This window comes from Amycolatopsis sp. NPDC088138 (genome assembly GCF_044741685.1).
Taxonomy (GTDB): domain Bacteria; phylum Actinomycetota; class Actinomycetes; order Mycobacteriales; family Pseudonocardiaceae; genus Amycolatopsis.
In genome coordinates this window covers 1,172,089-1,187,214 of sequence record NZ_JBIUTB010000003.1, presented here as the reverse complement: position 1 = coordinate 1,187,214, position 15,126 = coordinate 1,172,089, and the positions used below count along the sequence as shown (strand labels likewise).

The 15,126-nt window shown below is 69.1% G+C and carries 15 protein-coding genes; 8 read left to right on the top strand and 7 right to left on the bottom strand.

All coding sequences use genetic code 11. The annotated features are described in order from the left end of the window. Positions 1–43: 43 nt before the first annotated feature. Entirely contained in the window at positions 44–556 is a 513-nt protein-coding gene (locus tag ACIOD2_RS20910; RefSeq protein ID WP_392770592.1) for an RNA polymerase sigma factor, read from the top strand. Continuing rightward, the gene (locus tag ACIOD2_RS20905) at positions 549–1,442 is read left to right on the top strand and encodes a CU044_5270 family protein (protein WP_400540200.1); all 894 of its coding nucleotides are present in this window, start codon (positions 549–551) and stop codon (positions 1,440–1,442) included. Before ACIOD2_RS20910 ends, ACIOD2_RS20905 begins: the two co-directional genes overlap by 8 nt. Before the next feature lie 44 nt (positions 1,443–1,486). Here the strand turns inward: ACIOD2_RS20905 and ACIOD2_RS20900 are convergent, their stop codons facing one another. From ACIOD2_RS20900 to ACIOD2_RS20885, 4 genes are all read right to left on the bottom strand, one after another. Continuing rightward, positions 1,487–2,161, bottom strand: coding sequence for a DUF4276 family protein (locus ACIOD2_RS20900; protein ID WP_400540198.1), 675 nt, complete (start codon positions 2,159–2,161; stop codon positions 1,487–1,489). Then, entirely contained in the window at positions 2,158–3,186 is a 1,029-nt protein-coding gene (locus tag ACIOD2_RS20895) for an AAA family ATPase (RefSeq protein ID WP_400540196.1), read from the bottom strand. Before ACIOD2_RS20895 ends, ACIOD2_RS20900 begins: the two co-directional genes overlap by 4 nt. A gap of 127 nt (positions 3,187–3,313) precedes the next feature. Continuing rightward, positions 3,314–4,162 (bottom strand): HpcH/HpaI aldolase/citrate lyase family protein, encoded by an 849-nt coding sequence (locus ACIOD2_RS20890; protein ID WP_400540194.1) that lies wholly within the window; start codon positions 4,160–4,162, stop codon positions 3,314–3,316. Continuing rightward, entirely contained in the window at positions 4,159–5,229 is a 1,071-nt protein-coding gene (locus ACIOD2_RS20885) for an HpcH/HpaI aldolase/citrate lyase family protein (RefSeq protein ID WP_400540192.1), read from the bottom strand. Before ACIOD2_RS20885 ends, ACIOD2_RS20890 begins: the two co-directional genes overlap by 4 nt. A 431-nt stretch (positions 5,230–5,660) precedes the next feature. On the opposite strand from ACIOD2_RS20885, the gene ACIOD2_RS20880 reads away from it, so the two are divergent. Genes ACIOD2_RS20880 through ACIOD2_RS20870 form a run of 3 tightly spaced genes read left to right on the top strand, consistent with a single transcriptional unit; the run spans position 5,661 to position 7,942 of the window. After that, positions 5,661–6,314 (top strand): hypothetical protein, encoded by a 654-nt coding sequence (locus ACIOD2_RS20880; RefSeq protein ID WP_323325402.1) that lies wholly within the window; start codon positions 5,661–5,663, stop codon positions 6,312–6,314. A gap of 33 nt (positions 6,315–6,347) precedes the next feature. Then, positions 6,348–6,998 carry an NAD(P)H-binding protein gene (locus ACIOD2_RS20875; RefSeq protein ID WP_400540189.1) on the top strand — a complete coding sequence of 217 codons (651 nt, stop codon included), beginning with the start codon at positions 6,348–6,350 and terminating at the stop codon, positions 6,996–6,998. After that, on the top strand, positions 6,995–7,942 hold the full coding sequence (locus tag ACIOD2_RS20870; RefSeq protein ID WP_400540187.1) for a ribose-phosphate diphosphokinase: 948 nt from the start codon (positions 6,995–6,997) through the stop codon (positions 7,940–7,942). The genes ACIOD2_RS20875 and ACIOD2_RS20870 overlap by 4 nt, the downstream gene beginning before the upstream one ends. Before the next feature lie 7 nt (positions 7,943–7,949). Here ACIOD2_RS20870 and ACIOD2_RS20865 read toward each other — a convergent pair whose 3' ends face one another. Together ACIOD2_RS20865 and ACIOD2_RS20860 are read right to left on the bottom strand one after the other, a co-directional pair. Continuing rightward, positions 7,950–8,450, bottom strand: coding sequence for a DUF4231 domain-containing protein (locus tag ACIOD2_RS20865; protein ID WP_400540185.1), 501 nt, complete (start codon positions 8,448–8,450; stop codon positions 7,950–7,952). A 71-nt stretch (positions 8,451–8,521) separates the two neighbouring features. Then, positions 8,522–9,820, bottom strand: a complete 1,299-nt coding sequence (locus tag ACIOD2_RS20860) for a D-arabinono-1,4-lactone oxidase (protein ID WP_400540183.1) — start codon at positions 9,818–9,820, stop codon at positions 8,522–8,524. Between the two features lie 85 nt (positions 9,821–9,905). Here ACIOD2_RS20860 and ACIOD2_RS20855 point away from each other — a divergent pair, with 85 nt between their 5' ends. Further along, positions 9,906–11,090 carry an amino acid deaminase/aldolase gene (locus ACIOD2_RS20855; protein WP_400540181.1) on the top strand — a complete coding sequence of 395 codons (1,185 nt, stop codon included), beginning with the start codon at positions 9,906–9,908 and terminating at the stop codon, positions 11,088–11,090. Positions 11,091–11,543: 453 nt separating this feature from the next. On the opposite strand, the gene ACIOD2_RS20850 is transcribed toward ACIOD2_RS20855, so the two are convergent. Then, positions 11,544–12,194: a TetR/AcrR family transcriptional regulator gene (locus tag ACIOD2_RS20850; protein ID WP_400540179.1), complete on the bottom strand. Its 651-nt coding sequence runs from the start codon at positions 12,192–12,194 to the stop codon at positions 11,544–11,546. A gap of 130 nt (positions 12,195–12,324) precedes the next feature. Between ACIOD2_RS20850 and ACIOD2_RS20845 the strand changes: the two genes are divergently transcribed. Next, positions 12,325–13,647 (top strand): GH1 family beta-glucosidase, encoded by a 1,323-nt coding sequence (locus tag ACIOD2_RS20845; RefSeq protein ID WP_400540177.1) that lies wholly within the window; start codon positions 12,325–12,327, stop codon positions 13,645–13,647. Next, a complete protein-coding gene (locus ACIOD2_RS20840) occupies positions 13,640–14,908 on the top strand; it encodes an MFS transporter (protein ID WP_400540175.1) in 1,269 nt (422 codons plus the stop codon). The genes ACIOD2_RS20845 and ACIOD2_RS20840 overlap by 8 nt, the downstream gene beginning before the upstream one ends. Positions 14,909–15,126: the final 218 nt, after the last annotated feature.

Below are 15,126 nucleotides of genomic sequence, written 5' to 3'. Positions count from 1 at the left end.
AACTGTCGCCGACGGGAAGGATCTCCATGACAGAGGCAGCCACATGACGGCGGCCCCGGTGCTCGGCACCGAGCTGTTCACCGAGGTGCACGACCGCCACTTCGCAGCCATCTACCGGTACGTCGCCGGGCGCCTCGGGGCCCAGGTCGCGGAGGACGTCGCCGCCGAGACGTTCCTCGTCGCCTTCGACCGCCGGAAGACGTTCGACGCCACCCGCGGCGACCTGCGTGCCTGGCTGTTCGGCATCGCGACGAACCTCGTGTCCCGGCACCGCCGCAAGGAGGCCCGGCACTACCGCGCGCTCGCGCGGCTGGAGACACCGCGGCCCGCCGAGGGCCACGAAAACCGCGTCCTCGACGCCGGCCGGCTGGGAAAAGCGTTGTCACGGCTGACCGCGGGGGAGCGTGACGTCCTGCTGCTCGTGGCACTGGCCGACCTCGGCTACGCGGAAGTCGCCGAGGCCCTCGGCATCTCCCCGGGCACGGTCGGCTCCCGGCTCAGCCGCGCCCGCAAGAAGCTCACCCCCGTACTCGCCCAGGAGGCGCGCGATGAATGACCTGCAGACGCTGCGTGCGGCGCTGACCCCCGACGAGCCCGCCCAGGACGTCGTCGAACGCAGCCGGCACCGGCTGCAGAACCACATGCTCACCGGCCGCCGTCGACGGCACGTCCGCCCGCTCGCGATCGGCACCGGACTGGTCGCCGTCGCGGCCGCGGCCGCCGTCGTGGTGGCGACCGTGCCCGGAACCCCGGCTCCGACCCCGGCGCCGGCCCCGCAGGCCGCGGCGCCGGTCGCCGTCACCGGCCAGGAGGTCCTGCTCGCGGCGGCCACGGTCGCCGCGAAGGCCCCGGCGGGCACCGGCACCTATTGGCACGTCAGGACGACTTCCGGGGACTTCACCTACGAGAGCTGGACCAACGCCGATGGGCGGGCGTGGTTCCGCGGCGCCAAGTCCGGCGGCAAGGTCATTCCGTGGGGCCTGCCGACGCCCTTCAGCCTGGGCGGTGCCCCGGTGACCATGAACCAGATCCAGAAGCTTCCCGCCGAGCCGGCGGTCTTGCGGGACTGGATCGCGAACCTGGTGGCCCACAGCGACATCCGGACGAGCGCCGGCCCGCTGACCGCGGACCAGCGGAAGGAGGCGGTGCTCGAAGGCCTGATCTCGCTCGTGTCCACGCTGCCGGCGCCCCCGGCGGTCCGGGCGGCGTCGTTCCGGGCGATCGCCGCGTACCCGGGCGTGCGCGCGGTCGGCCCGGTGCCGGGTGGGCAGGGCCTGCAGGTGCCGGGCCCGGGAGGCAGCGCACTGCTCGTCGTCGACCCGGCGACCGGCCGCGTGAACCACACCTCGATGTACGTGACCGCGGACGGCGCAATCGCCCAGGCGGCCGAGGGCTCGACGTTCGAAATCGGTGCCGAGTGGACGGACACCCTGCCGAAGTGAACCCCTCCGGTGGCCGGGCCACGGGGTAGCCCGGCCACCGGAGGTCAGGCCTTGACGTCGTCCAAGGTCGTGAGCCACTTGTCCAGGTGCGGGCATTGCGCGCGAAGCGAATCGATGCCGAGGTCCGCGATGGCCAGCGGACCATCGTTCGTCTTCGAGTAAGTTCCGCAGTAGGACGCCAGTCGTTTGGACGGCGCCGTCGACGGGTGATCGTTGACCAGTTCCGGTCCGCCCGCGTTCAGGACATCAGCCTTCAGCCGCTCCGCCAGCCCCGGGTCGGGAAACAGCCATCCGAGTTGTTCGGCAGCCGCGAAGACCCAGGTTTCGAGTTCGTGCAGGATGAGGTGGGGGACGAGGCGGGGATCGCCGATCTGCGCAAAGATCGCCTTCTCCACGTGTTCGACCCGCTTGTATGGATCTGCTGCGGGACGTGAAGCCATCCCGGGCGCGTCGTCCGGAAACGCGTAGAAGTCGAACAGGGTCGTGAGCACTTGTAGGTCCGTGTTGCGCAGCAGCAGGCGGATCTCGCGTTCGACCTTGGCCCAATGGCTCACCCCACCGCGGTGGGTCGAACCGCTCGCCGACCGTTTCGTCACGACGATCGACTGGCTCACCGTCCAGCCACGACCTCGCAAGTACGGCTCGAGGACGTTGTTGACGACTATTTCTTCGGTCTGCCCCTCGACCAGGATGTGCAGCCGCCGATAGTCACGCGTCATGCTTCGGCGGGTTCCTCCCGGCCGGGACGGCCGCCGAGAAGATTCTTCTCCCACAGCTCGCCCAGCGAATACTCGTCGAGCCATTCTGTCAGCGCCGCGAGATCCGGCCGGGTGAACTCGGAAGCGCCGGCTCGCCGTTCGACCACGATGAGGTCTTCGACCTCGAACTGGTTCATGAGCGTCACGGACTGGGTGGCGATCAACACCTGGCTGCGCGCCGAGGCCTGGCGGAGAAGGCCGGCGAGCTGCACGATCGCGAAGGGGTGCAGGCCCAGTTCCGGTTCGTCCAGCACGACCAACGCAGGCAACTCCGGTTGCAGCAGCAACGTCGCGAGGCAGACGAATCGCAGCGTGCCGTCCGACATCTGGTTGGCGGAGAAAACGGCGTCCGAGTCCTGCTGTTGCCAGCGCAGCAGGATCCGCTCGTTGCTGTCGGGTTGCAGTACGAATTCCCGGAAGAACGGTGCGACCAGCTGGATCGTCTTGACGATCCGGCGGTAGGCGGCCTGTTCGGCGCGATCCGCGCTGCCCTGCAACCTGAACAGGTACGCCGCGAGGTTTCCGGCGTCTTTGCGCAGTGTGATGTTGTCCGCGGTCGATACCAGCCGCTTCACCGGCGCGTCGGCACTGGTGTCGTGAAAGTGGAAGACCTTGCAGCCCTTGAGCAGCTCGATCACGTGCGCTGCGACCCGCCCGGGACGCAGCTCGGCCTCCCGGCCCAGCCGGGTTTCCCGGTGACCGCCGCCCAGCGGCTCGCCGTAGGGGCGGTCATACCCTTCGGCCTGGAAGAAGACGGTCTCCTTTTCGAAGATCAGCTCGTCGTCGGCCGCCGGGACCAGCTTCGCTTCATAGGAGTTCGGTTGAGCGTCCAGCTCGAGGTGGATGAGCGCCGCATCGTCGGTGTTGAGCAAAGCCGATGCCCCGCCGTTCAGGCCGACGAAGAGGCCTAGCTCGCTTTCCACGATCCGGCCGAGGAGCTCGAGCGCCTGGACGAAGTTGCTCTTCCCGGCGCCGTTGGCCCCCACGAGGACGTTGAGCCGACCGAGTGCGACGGTCGCCGACCGGATCGAGGTGAAACCCTCGATCCGGATCGTCTTCAGCGGCTGTCTGGTGGCCATGGCGTCACTTTACTTCTGAACACCGACATTCGCGTCAGGCCTTGACCGCCTCGGCGAGCGCGAGCACCCGGCGCGCGTTGTCGACGTGCAGGTTCTCGATCATCCGGCCGTCCACCGTGACCACGCCGCTGCCGGCCTTCTCGAAGGCCTCGATGATCCGGCGCGACCGGTCGATCTCCTCTTCGGACGGTGCGAAGACCCGGTTGCACGGCTCCACCTGGGACGGGTGGATGAGCGTCTTGCCGTCGAAGCCGTACTGACGGCCCTGGACGCACTCCTCTTCGAACCCGGAAAGGTCCTTCACGTCGTTGTAGACGCCGTCGAGGATCACCTTGCCGGTCGCGCGCGCGGCCAGCAGGCACAGCGAGAGCCCGCCCAGCAGCGGGCCGCGGCCCGGGACGAACTCCGCGTGCAGCTCCTTGGCGAGGTCGTTCGTGCCCATCACCAGCACGGTCAGCCGGTCGGACGCGGCCGCGATCTCCTCGGCGTGCAGCATCGCGACGGGCGTCTCGACCATCGCCCAGATCTTCGTGTGGTCCGGGGCGCCGCCCAGCTCCAGCGCGCGCTCGATGTTGTGCACTTCGGACGCCGAGTTCACCTTCGGCACGACCACCGCGGCCGGCCCGGCGGACGCGGCCGCGCGCAGGTCGGCGTCGTGCCACTCGGTGTCGAGGCCGTTGACGCGGATCGTGACTTCCCGTTCGCCGTAGTTCCCCACCGCCGCGCAGACGCGTTCGCGCGCGGCTTCCTTGGCGTCCGGCGCGACGGCGTCCTCGAGGTCGAGGATCAGCGCGTCCGCCGGGATGGTCTTGGCCTTCTCCAGCGCGCGTTCGTTGGCGCCGGGCATGTAGAGGACAGAGCGTCTCGGCTTCAACTCGGTCATCCGAGGATCTCCTTGGTGGCGGCGTCGTAGGCGGCCGCGAGTTCGGGGTCGTCCGCCGCGAGGGCGTCGGCCAGTTCGGCGACCACGCGGCACTGCTTCACCGACGCGTCGTCCTGCATCTTCCCGTCGATCATCACCGCGCCGGTGCCGTCGCCCATCTCGGCGATCACCTTGCGCGCCCAGGCCACATCGGACGGTGCGGGCGAGAACACCTTCTTCGCGATGTCGATCTGCACGGGGTGCAGGCTCCACGCGCCGACGCAGCCGAGCAGGAACGCGTTCCGGAACTGGTCCTCGCACGCGACGACGTCGCGGATGTCCCCGAACGGCCCGTAGTACGGCAGGATCCCGTGCATCGCGCACGCGTCGACCATCCGCGCGACCGTGTAGTGCCAGAGGTCCTGCTGGTACGTCGTCCGGCCTTCGTTCAGGTCGTCCCCGGTGGGATCGGTGCGCACCAGATAGCCCGGGTGGCCGCCGCCGACGCGGGTGGTCTTCATCCGGCGGCTCGCGGCCAGGTCGGCCGGGCCGAGCGAGATGCCCTGCATCCGCGGGCTCGCGCCGGCGATCTCCTCCACATTGGCCACCCCGCTCGCCGTCTCGAGGATCGCGTGCACCAGCAACGGCTTCGTCAGCCCGGCGCGCGCTTCGAGCTGGGCCAGCAGCCGGTCGACGTAGTGGATGTCCTGCGCGCCCTCGACCTTCGGCACCATGATCACGTCGAGCTTGTCGCCGATCTCGGTGACGAGCGTCACCAGGTCGTCGAGCACCCACGGCGAGTCCAGGCTGTTGACCCGGGTCCACAGCTGCGTCTTCCCGAAGTCGTTGGCCTTGGCGATGGCGACGAGCCCGGCGCGCGCGGCCTCCTTGCGGTCGGCGCGCACGGCGTCTTCGAGGTTTCCGAGCAGGACATCGACCTTTTTCGCGATGTCCGGCGCCTTCGCGGCCATCTTCTCGTTGCTCGGGTCGAAGAAGTGGATCATCCGGGACGGCGTCACCGGGATCTCCCGTACGGGGGCGGGCGCGCCCAGGGCGAGCGGGGCGAAGAAGTCCTTCGGGGAGCGCATCGGTCCTCCACGGCGACGACTAAGTGACTGATCGGTAACTTTAGTCGCGGGCGCGCCCGGCCGCTGCGGCGTAGCTCACCGCCGTGTGGGTGACGGCGGACAACCGCAGCTCAGCGCCCTGCGTCCACTGTGGATTCTCCCTGGGTTGCGCCGAACGGGCTAGTCGGGCGAAGGTGGTCCCGACGTCCGGATTCGCGCCCTGGGTAGTCGTTCGCGGGCGGACGGTAGTGCCACTCACCTCGCGATCACTCGGTTGGCCGCACCGTTCGACCGAAGTCCCATGACCGCCTACCGACCGGTCATCGACCGCTGGGCGCCGCCGATCGCAGCCACTCGCACTACCCGGCGACGCCGCGCCGCCGCGCTGTTAGACAAGTGAGGTGCCGGTTTCACCGGTCACGACGCGGTGCAGTTCAGAAGGAGGCGGACACGTGGCGGCTACACCTCAGAACACCGATCGCTCGACGGTCGCCGGTGGCGCGAAGCGCAGCCGGTCGATGCCGAGCCGGGTGGTGCCGCCGATCGAGCTCCCCGCGAGCGTCGACGAACTCGCCCGCGCCGCCGCGGCCCAGCTGGGCTGGAACGGCGTCGTCCTTCCCGAGATCACGATCCTGGGCCGCAAGGTCTGCGTGGTCGCCAAGCTTCGCACCGACGTGCACGCCGAACGCATCGCGATGGGTGCCGGCCCGGTGGCCGATCGGGCCACTGTCGACACCTGGACCTGGCCGGAGCTGGCCGGAACCGCCCCCGCCCCGGCCGCCGAGATCATCGGCGTCCTGGCCGTCGCGCGCCACTGGCGCACCGCGATGGCCTCCGCGGTTCCGTTCGCCCGCTACGGCGAGGCCGCGATGGTGCTGCCGTCGCCGGCCGTGCTGACCGAGGACTACGTCGGCAACTGCCTGCCGCGGGCCCGCGCGTACGGCCTCGGGATCGTCACCGCCGACCCGAACTCGGTCGTCGACCTCGACCTCGAGGGCCGCACCGAGCGCGTCGTGCTGGCGGAAGACCCGGTTTCCCGCCTGGTGAACGAGATCGTCTACGACCACCTGCTCCGCACCGCGGAAGCCCCCGCCGAACTCGACTGACGGTCTTGATCGATCCCTACTAGGGTCGGTGGCATGCGAGTCGTCATTGCTGGTGGACACGGTCAGATCGCGTTGCGGCTCGAGCGGCTGCTTGCCGCACGAGGTGACGAAGGGGTCGGGATCATCCGGAATCCCGCCCACACGGCGGACCTCGAAGCCGCCGGTGCCCAGGCCGTCGTGCTCGACCTGGAGAACTCCGATGTGGACACGGTCGCCGAGGTGCTGAAGGGCGCCGACGCCGCGGTGTTCGCCGCGGGCGCCGGCCCGGGCAGCGGGTCCGCGCGCAAGGACACTGTGGACCGCGGCGCCGCGGCCCTGTTCGCCGACGCGGCCCTGCAGGCCGGTGTGCGGCGTCACATCCAGGTCGGCTCCATGGGCGCCGACAACCCGGAGAACCCCGACGCCACCGAGGACTTCCGCGTCTACCTGCGCGCCAAGCGCGCGGCCGAAGACGACCTCAAGGCCCGCGACCTCGACTGGACGATCCTGCGGCCAGGCGCGCTGACCGACGACCCCGGCACCGGCCTGGTCCTGCTGGCCGCCAAGACCGGCCGCGGCCCGGTGCCGCGCGACGACGTCGCCGCGATGCTCGTCGCGCTGCTCGATGCCCCCGCGACCGCGCGCCGCACCCTGGAACTGATTTCGGGCGAGACCGCGATCGACGAGGCGATTTCAGCACTGTGAACGAAGAATCCAGAGAAATCGCCGTCTTCAGCGGCAGCGCGCACCCCGAGCTGGCCGAAGAGATCTGCGAGCAGCTCGGCGTGCCGCTGCGGCCCGTCGAGATCGAGCGCTTCGCGAACGACTGCCTCGGCGTCCAGCTGCAGGCGAACTGCCGCGAGCGGGACGTCTTCATCATCCAGCCGCTCGTGCGCCCGGTGCAGGAACACCTCGTCGAACTGCTGCTGATGCTCGACGCCGCGCGCGGCGCCTCGGCGTCCCGGATCACCGCCGTGATGCCGCACTACTCGTACGCGCGCTCGGACAAGAAGGACGCGCCGCGCATCTCCATCGGCGGCCGCCTGGTCGCTGACCTGCTGGTGGCGGCCGGCGCGAACCGCGTGCTCGCGATGACCCTGCACTCGCCGCAGGTGCACGGGTTCTTCAGCGTCCCCGTCGACCACCTGCACGCGCTGCAGGAGCTGGCCAAGCACTTCCGGCAGTACGACCTTTCGCGCACCACCGTCGTCTCGCCCGACCTGGGCAACGCGAAGGAGGCATCGCACTTCGCGCGGCTCCTCGGCGTCCAGGTCGCGGCCGGCGCGAAGGAGCGTTTCCCCGACGATCGCGTCCAGATCACCTCGGTGATCGGCGAGATCACCGGCCGCGACGTGATCGTCCTCGACGATGAGATCGCCAAGGGCAGCACGGTGCTGGAACTGCTCGACAGGCTCGCCGAGCTGCAGCCGCGTTCGATCCGCGTCGCCTGCACCCACGGTCTGTTCGCGGCCAAGGCCATCGAGCGCATCGGCGACCGGCCGGAGGTGCTGGAGATCGTCTGCACCAACACCGTCCCGGTCCCGGAGGAGGACCGCACCGAAAAGCTGAAGATCCTCTCGATCGCCCCGGCCATGGCCGAAGCGATCCGCCGCATCCACAACGGCGAATCGGTGTCGGCGCTCTTCTAACCGACGGTCATTGCTTCGTATCAAGGCGGGAGTCAGACGCGGACCGACCTTCGTAGGCCATCTTGCGTGCATGCCAGTCTGCGCGCTCCTCGGCGCAGATTTCAGCGATAGATTCGACCAGAACTCTTGAGGCATTCGGTGTCCCGTAGCTGCCTGCCCCGACAGTGAAAAGTGCAACTTCGCGTTCGATGGAGTGCCGGACGCGCTTCCGATTGACCCAGCTTTCCTTCCATCCGAAGAGCTGACGCCCGCCGTTGAGAATGATCGCGATTGAACCAAGCAACGCGATCCAATGACCTTCGGTATCGAAGGCTGCGCACGCGGGTATCGTCGCTGTGACCAGGAGGCTGGTGATTTCTAATGCGCCGTGCCGGTTGCGGGCAATGATCATGGTCCGTGTGTACCGGGCCCACTCGGACAGGACCGATGCAGGGACTGGAACCCCGTCTGCCGACTTCGCCTCGAACAGCCACGTCATCGATTCGTGTGTCAGCGACTTCTTCGGCATTTGTCCTCACCTTCGGCGTAGGCCTCCAGTGAGTCGCTGAAACAGCGCGGTTTGTGACAGTCCGCGCTCTTCTAGCCGACGGGTCCGAGAACGCGATCCAGATAGGTGTTGGTGAAGACGCCGCTCGGGTCGGTTTCCTTGCGCACGCGCAGGAAGTCGTCGAAGTGCGGGTAGCGCGAGCGGAGGACGCCGGCGTCGAGGTCGTGCATCTTGCCCCAGTGCGGGCGGCCGCCGACCGCTCCGGCGATCTTCTCGAACGCGCCGAAGTACTCGCGGTACGGCATGCCGGTGAACTGGTGGATCGCGATGTAGGCCGAGTCGCGCCCCTGCGCGGTCGAGAGCCAGATGTCGTCGGCGGCCGCGACGCGGACCTCGACCGGGAACATCACCGGGTCCCGCAGCTTCGGCACCAGCGCGCGCAGCTCGGCGAGGACTTCGTGCACTGATTCACGTGGAACCGCGTATTCCGTCTCGGTGAACCGGACGTTGCGCGCGGTGACGAAAACGCGGTGCGAGAGGTCGCTGTACTCGCGCGCGGAGAGCATGTTCGACGCGAAGCTGTTGAGCGACGGCACGAGCCGCGGCATCAGCCGGCCCGTCCGGCAGAGCCCGCCGAACGCGACGTTCTCCATGATCTCGTAGTCGACGAACTGGCGGACCCGGCTCAACGGCTCCGCCGTTTCGCAGCGGTTGTTGCGCTTGACCAGTGCGTTCTTGCCGTAGGGGAACCAGTAGAACTCGAAGTGCTCGTTGTCCGCGGCGAAGTCGTCAAACCCTTCGAGGACCTGCTCCAGCGGCTCCGGGCGTTCCTGCGCGCGCAGCACGAACGACGGCTCGCACTTCAGCGTCACGGTGGTGATGACGCCGAGCGCGCCGAGGCCGACGCGGGCGGCGGAGAAGAGGTCCGGGCGCTCGTCGGCCGAGCAGGTGACGACCGAGCCGTCGCCCAGGACGAGCTCGAGCGCCACGATCTGGGTGGCGATGCCGCCGAGGCGGGCGCCGGTGCCGTGCGTGCCGGTCGAAATCGCGCCGGCGATGGTCTGCGCGTCGATGTCGCCGAGGTTGGTCATGGCGAGCCCGAGGGTGTCGAGCGCGGCGTTCAGCTGCTTGATCGTGGTGCCCGCGCGGACGGTGACGTGCCCGGTTTCGAGGTCGGCCCGCTCGATGCCGGTCCAGCCGCGCAGGTCGAGCGCGTCGGAGTCGGCGACGGCGATCGCGGTGAACGAGTGGCCGCTGCCCCAGGGGCGCACGGTCCGGCCGGCCGCGGCGATGCTCGCGACGGTCCCCGCGATCTCAGCCGTGCTCCGCGGCTGGTGAACGTGCTGCGGTGAGGCGGACGCCGTGCCCGCCCAGTTGGTCCACCGGGTCATGCGCGCCCCCTCCATCGGTCGAATGTCCGAGACAGTATGTGAACAGTATTCGCGTTTCAAGCTTTGTTGTCGTACTTTAGACCTCGTGACCAGTGCGACGGTGTACGACTTGGCGACCAAGGACCTCGATCCACCCTTGGCCGTCGTCGACTTGGCTGCCTTCGACGCGAACGCCGACGACCTCCACCGGCGCGCGGCCGGCAAGCCGATCCGCGTGGTGAGCAAGTCGGTCCGCTGCCGGGCACTGCTCGAGCGTGTTCTCGCGATGCCGGGCTTCGAAGGCCTGATGTGCTACTCACTGGCCGAGGCCATCTGGCACGTCGAGCAGGGCACGACCGACGACGTCGTCGTCGCGTACCCGACCGCGGACCACGACGCCCTCCGCCGCCTGGCCGCTTCCGACAAGGCCCGCGCGTCGATCACGATCATGGTCGACTCGCCCGAGCACCTGGACCTGGTGGACGCCGCCCTCGGCCACGGCCACCCGGAAATCCGGGTCTGCCTGGAGCTCGACGCGTCGTGGCGCCCGGTGCCCGGAATCCACGTCGGCACCCGGCGGTCCCCGATTTTCACGCCGAAGCAGGCTTCGACGTTCGCCCGCCAGGTCGTGGCCCGCCCGGGCTTCAACCTGGTCGGCGTCATGGCGTACGAAGGCCAGATCGCCGGCCTCGGCGACGCCGCGGGCCGCCGCGTCAACCAGCTGGTGGTCGGCTGGATGCAACGCCGATCGGCGGCCGAACTGGCCCGCCGCCGCGGCGCCGCGGTCCGCGCGGTCCGCGAGGTGACGAACCTGGAGTTCGTCAACGGCGGCGGCACGGGCAGCATCGAGTCGACGGGCGCGGACGCGGTGGTCACGGAGATCGCGGCCGGCTCGGGCCTGATCGGCCCGACCCTCTTCGACGCGTACACCCGCTTCAAGCCCCGCCCGGCGGCGCTGTTCGCGCTACCGGTGGTCCGCCGCCCGACCCGCAAGATCGCCACGCTGTATTCCGGCGGCTACATCGCCTCCGGCCCGACGGGCCCATCTCGCCAGCCGACGCCGTACCTGCCGACGGGCCTGAAGTTCCTCGGTTTCGAAGGCGCGGGCGAGGTCCAGTCCCCGGTGACCGGCCGCGCGGCCCGAACCCTGCAGCTGGGCGACCGCGTCTGGCTCCGGCACGCGAAGGCGGGCGAGCTGGCCGAGCGTTTCACGCACTACCACCTGGTGATGGGCGACCGAGTGGAGCGCACGGTCCCGACGTACCGGGGCGAGCACCAGAACTTCGGCTGACCAACGCACGCGGACCCGGCGACCCGGGTACCGCGTCCGTGGGGCCGAACACCGACTTCGGCCCCGGCCTCGGTTTTGTCCCCAACCCCGGACGGGCGAATCCGGCTGCCCAACCGGCCGGCGTGCATCCCCGGATCGACCGCGGCCCACAGCACCAGCTCCGCGGCTTTCGGGCTAGCCCCATCGGGCGGTGGGCAAGAGGCGCCCGCGGGTCGATCGTCGGACTCGCGAGCAGAAGCCGACGAGACTCGATCGCCCACCAAGATCCCCGCCCCGGAACCACCGGCAAAACCTGCGTCCACCAGGCCCCGCCCGGAAAGCAGCCCCCGCCACTCCCAGGGGGGCGTCCCCAGGTCCAGTCTATCGGCGCCCCCGGACAAACCCGGCCGAAAGCAGACCAGGCCCCAGGGTTGTCCACAACTGGGGAAGCCTGTGGACAACTTCTGGGGACAACTACGCCTGCTTCTCCCCGAACCGCGCCGCCAGGTAGCCCTTCACCACGTACTTCGCCTCCGCCACGATCTTCTCGTCGCCGCTCGGCTCCTTGCGGAACGCCAGCTTCAGCAGGGCGTCCGCGACTTCGTTGGCGATGCCGATCGCGAAGCGGAGGTCCTCCACCGGGCGGTCGACCTGGGAAGCCAGGAGGTCCGTCAGGGAATCGACGATCACCGCGTTGTTGTCGCGGGTCTCGTCGAGCAGCTGGCGGTCGATGATGTCGCCGAAGTGGACCTTCGAAAAGCCCGGGACCGAGCGGTGCATCTCCAGGTAGATGTCGAGGATCGAGTCCACGACGTCCCACCAGTGCTCGGGGCCCAGCTGCTTGAGGCGGTCGTTGACCGCGCCGACGAAGCGTTCGAGGTTGCGGGCGGTAAGCGCTTGCACGACGGCGCGCTTGTCGGGGAAGAACTGGTACAGCGAACCGACGGCGACCCCTGCTCGTTTGGCGATCAGGGTGGTCGTCAGCGCGTCGTAGCCGAGCTCGTCGATCAGCGCCGCGCTCGCGTCGAGCATCTGCTCGACCCGTTTCGCGCTACGTTGCTGGACCGGCTGCCGGCGTAGGGGGGTCGCTTCTGCCGGCACCTTCGCGGCCTGGATGTCGGACACGGCACTCCTCCTCGTCTGATCTGGGACTTTATCGCGCCGACGGGCTTCCCCACGGACGAGTGAAGACCTAGTATATGAGAACTTTTCATGTTCACCCATGCGGGTGGCCTGACGAAGGGGTCAGCAGCCGGTGCAGAACCCGAACTTCCCGCCCGACTTCCTTTGGGGTGTCTCGACCTCGGCGTTCCAGATCGAAGGCGCCACCACCGAAGGTGGGCGCGGACCGTCCATCTGGGACACGTTCACCGCGACCGAGGGCAAGATCGCCCGTGGTGAAGAAGCCAAAGTAGCCGCCGACCACTACCACCGCTACCCCGAAGACATCGCGCTGATGGCGGAACTCGGCGTCGGCGCCTACCGGATGTCCATCGCCTGGCCCCGCATCCAGCCCGACGGGAAGGGCGCGCCCAACTCCGAGGGTCTCGGGTTCTACGACAAGCTGATCGACGCCGTGTGCGAAGCCGGCATCGCACCCGCCGTCACGCTCTACCACTGGGACACCCCGCAAGCCGTCGAAGACGAGGGCGGCTGGCTCACCCGTGGTACCGCTGAGCGCTTCGCCGAGTACGCCCACATTCTCGGAGAACGTTTCGCCGATCGGGTGAAGCTGTGGATTCCGCTGAACGAGCCGATGGTCATGTCGATCTTCGGTTACGCGATCGGCGAGTACGCACCCGGTCAGACCCTCCTGCTCGACGCCATTCCGACCGCGCACCACCAGAACCTCGCGCACGGTCTCGCCGTCCAGGCGCTGCGGGCGGCCGGTGCCACGAACATCGGCACGGCCAACAACCACTCGCCGATCTGGCCCGTCGCCGACAGTGTGGAGGACGACGCGGCCGCCGAGTGGCTCGACGCGCTGCTCAATCGGCTTTTCGCGGATCCCGTCCTGCTCGGCACCTACCCCGAACAGCTCCACGAGCACCTCCCCGCCGGGTTCGCCGACGACCTGCCGACCATCGCCCAGCCGCTCGACTTCTACGGCGTCAACTACTACGAGCCACAAGGCGTTGCGGCGCCCAGCCCGGGCAACCCGCTGCCGTTCGACCTGCGCCCGATCGAGGGCTACCCGATGACGACCAACGACTCGCCGATCGTCCCGCACGCGCTGCGCGAGCTGCTGCTGGACTTCCACCGGCGCTACCGCGACAAGCTGCCGCCGATCCAGATCACCGAGAACGGCTGCAGTTTCGCCGACGTCGTCGCCGAGGACGGCGCCGTGCACGACCCCGAGCGGATCGACTTCCTGCACAGCCACCTCGTCGCGGTGCGCGAGGCGATGGACGCCGGGGTCGACGTCCGGGGGTACTTCTGCTGGTCCCTGATGGACAATTTCGAATGGTCCAAGGGCTACGCGCCACGCTTCGGCCTGGTGCACGTCGACTACGAGACCCTGCGGCGCACGCCGAAGGACTCGTTCCACTGGTACCGGAAGCTGGTGCGGGATGAGTAGTGAGACGACCGAGGCCACGGCCCTGCCGGAAGCCCTCGCCGAGCCGGTCGTGCGGGTGCGGCCGGGCTGGATGAGCCTGCTGTTCTTCGCGAACATCGCGCTCTGGCTGGGGATCTACGCCCCGATCCAGGTGCTGCTGCCGCAGCAGGCCGAGATGCTCGACCAGGTCAACAAGGAGTTCGTGCTCGGCATCGTGATGGGGGCCGGCGCGGTCGTGGCGCTGATCGTCAACCCGGCGGTCGGGCTGCTGTCGGACCGGACGTGCTCGCGGTTCGGCCGCCGCCACCCGTGGACGGTCGTCGGCGCGATCGTCGCCGCGGTCGGGCTGCTGGTGCTGGCGTTCGCGCCGGACGTCGGGTTGCTGATCACCGGCTGGTGCCTGGTGCAGGCCGGGCTCAACGGCATGCTCGCCACCCTGATGTCGGCCATCGCCGACCGCGTCCCGGTCGGGCAGCGCGCGCAGGTCGGCGGGCTCGTCGGCATCGCGCAGATGCTCGGCACGGTGCTGGGCGCGGTGGTCGTCGTCGTGATGCTCGGCATCGCCGGGCTACCGCTCGCCTACGCGGTCTGCGCGGGGATCGTCCTGGTCGGAGCCGCTTTCTTCGTGCTCCGGACGCCGGACGCGCGGCTGCCGGTCGAGCACCGCCCGTCGTCGGCGGCCGGTGAGGTGCTGCGCAACCTCTGGGTCTCGCCGCGGCGGCACCCGGACTTCGCGTGGGCCTGGTCGTGCCACTTCATGATCAACCTCGGCAACGCGTTCGGCACGCTCTACTTGCTGTTCTTCCTCAAGGACGCGGTGCACTACGAAGACCCCGACACGGGCCTGTTGATCATGATGGGGCTGTACGGCGTCGCGCTCGTCATCGGCGCGGTGCTCGCCGGGCACTTCTCCGACAAGTCCGGACGGCGTAAGCCGTACGTCCTTGCGGCCTCCGGTGTGATGGCGTTGGCCGCTTTGCTGCTGGTGATCTGGCAGAGCTGGCCGGTCGCGCTCGCCGCGTCCCCGCTGCTGGGTGTCGGTTTCGGTGCGTACATGGCCGTCGCGCTCGCGATGCTGACGCAGGTGCTGCCGACGGCGCAGGACCGCGCGAAGGACCTGGGTGTCATCAACATCGCGAATTCGCTGCCGCAGGTGGTGGCCCCGCTGCTGACACCGCTCGTGCTCGCGTACCTCGGCGGCTATTCGGGACTCTTCGCCGCTTCGGCCGTCGCGACGCTGCTGGCCGCGGTGCTGGTCCTGCGGGTGAAGGCGGTCCGGTAGGCACCTGGACGTGGAACCGCGGGCCGGTGCCGGTCGGGGGAGGGGAGTGCAACGGCACCGGCCCGCGGAATTCGGGGCCGCACGTACGGGGCGGGGCGCGCAGCGGACCAACGAGGTGATCACGCTGTGCTTGATGATCAATCTAGCGGGCGATTACCGCCCGGGCTAGGCCTAACGCGTATTTTTTTCGATTAATCGCGATGACGGCCAGGGGGTTG